Source organism: Paramuribaculum intestinale, assembly GCF_003024925.1.
GTDB classification, from domain to species: domain Bacteria; phylum Bacteroidota; class Bacteroidia; order Bacteroidales; family Muribaculaceae; genus Paramuribaculum; species Paramuribaculum intestinale.
The window spans coordinates 1-1654 of sequence record NZ_PUED01000324.1 but is presented as its reverse complement, the minus strand read 5'-3'; the positions used below and the strand labels follow the sequence as shown (position 1 = coordinate 1654).

The following is a 1654-nucleotide window of genomic DNA, read 5'->3' as shown; positions in this document are numbered from 1 at the left end:
CTTTATACCCTTATGTGAAGACACTCTGGATTCCTTGTTTTATAAAGGCATCAGTTGGCGAAAACTATTAGGTAACTTTGCCAACACCTCACAGTCAGACATCTATATCAACCACACTCCATGCAGGGTACTTAAAATTACACCTTTCATTGATGCGTTTGGAAATTTATTCATCAATATATATTCGATATTAGAGAATCGAGGTGTAAACAGAATTATTGATGGCCCAGGTAAGACCATGAGCGAATCGGCTGAAAGGCGACCGAAACGCAATAAGCCACAAACTGAAGAAACCTCTAAACCTCAAGTAAAGAAAACAGAGTCAATTAGCAGCCAGAGGGCAGAACCTAAGAAACGAAAAGAAGGATCATTTCGACAAAACACAAGCATTGACGATGAAATTGTCCTGTTTGACAAAAGCAGTTATCCATGGAAGAATGTTGAGCAAAGGCTAGCAGACATGCAGATAACTGAGGTTGAGAGCAACATAAAAAGACTTAATGAGGTCTTTGATGCGATTTATTCTTGTGACCGCATAGTAACAGACACGAATCTATGGATGACGGAATATCCTGTCGGCTCTCGTCAAATGGCTTATCTGAAGCTTATAGAATTTATCACAGGGAAATTCGTGGAAGGGCGTAATCAAGTCTTTGAAATTATTCCTGAAGTTTATGAGGAGATTAATAAACACGATAGAAAAGGTGTTGCTGCTTCTCACAAGGCTAAAGCTATAATCGGAAAATATCAGGCGAAAGATCTGGTAGACCTAAGAGGATTGACATTTGAACAAAATCCCAAGGCTTATGCTGACACTCCCCTGGGCTATCACATTTTAGATTTGCTCACGCATGGTGTAAAATTCGCAGTTCTAACCAATGATGAGGATGCATCCATCAGATGGAGACAAAACATTAAGGATGAAAATACTCGAAATGGGAGCAATGATATGCCTCCAATCATGTTGTGTAGAAATCTCCAAAAATTATTTGAGCTGAGGGGTAAGCTAATTGTCAGAAAAAAAGAACTTAAAAACAGCAAAAGATGAAATCATTAAACGAAATGTTCCATCACGACAAACTTGTCGATATTGAAGAAACGATTTCTTCGGAATTTGCTCAACTTGAAAGTGGGTATTATGATGCGAAACTTGCTGTTATGCTATCATTTATCATTGCAACAGGCATAAAAAGACTTGAAGAAATAGATCGGCATGATTTCCCCGCAGAACTAAAAGAGCAATTAGATAAGATCTGTAGGGACTTCGTCAGCATTGCCAACAGTCTGAAGCAACATTTAGAAGAGAATTCCAAGCTTATCAAAATAATCGACAAGGCCAATTCAGATTATCCAAATATTGAAAACCAGATTCGACACCTTTTATCTGAATTCGATGAATTGCTAAAGGTAAAAATTTCACAACGCGATGCGTTGCCTATCTGTGATTTGTAAATGACTATTGCGTGAAATTAAGAATCTTTGACATCTGTAGGAATGGCACTCACACTTTAGGTCCAGGCATCCGCTATATAATTTGGACTCAAGGTTGTGATCAACAATGTGAAAAATGTCTCACGCCGGAAAGCCGTCCAAAAAACGCGGGATATGAGATCGATGTTAATAATCTGGCAGCGGATGTCATATTGAACGAAAA

Annotated in this window: 3 protein-coding genes; all 3 read left to right on the top strand. The window is 38.5% G+C overall.

The features are described from left to right. Nucleotides 1-1048 (top strand): hypothetical protein (locus tag C5O24_RS14195; protein ID WP_161553917.1); only part of this gene is annotated, 1048 nt, incomplete at its 5' end. Then, on the top strand, nucleotides 1045-1452 hold the full coding sequence (locus tag C5O24_RS13200) for a hypothetical protein (RefSeq protein ID WP_107036844.1): 408 nt from the start codon (nucleotides 1045-1047) through the stop codon (nucleotides 1450-1452). The genes C5O24_RS14195 and C5O24_RS13200, both read left to right, overlap by 4 nt. Before the next feature lie 11 nt (nucleotides 1453-1463). Continuing rightward, nucleotides 1464-1654: 4Fe-4S cluster-binding domain-containing protein (locus C5O24_RS13195; RefSeq protein WP_133165602.1), on the top strand; the 191-nt coding region annotated here is incomplete at its 3' end.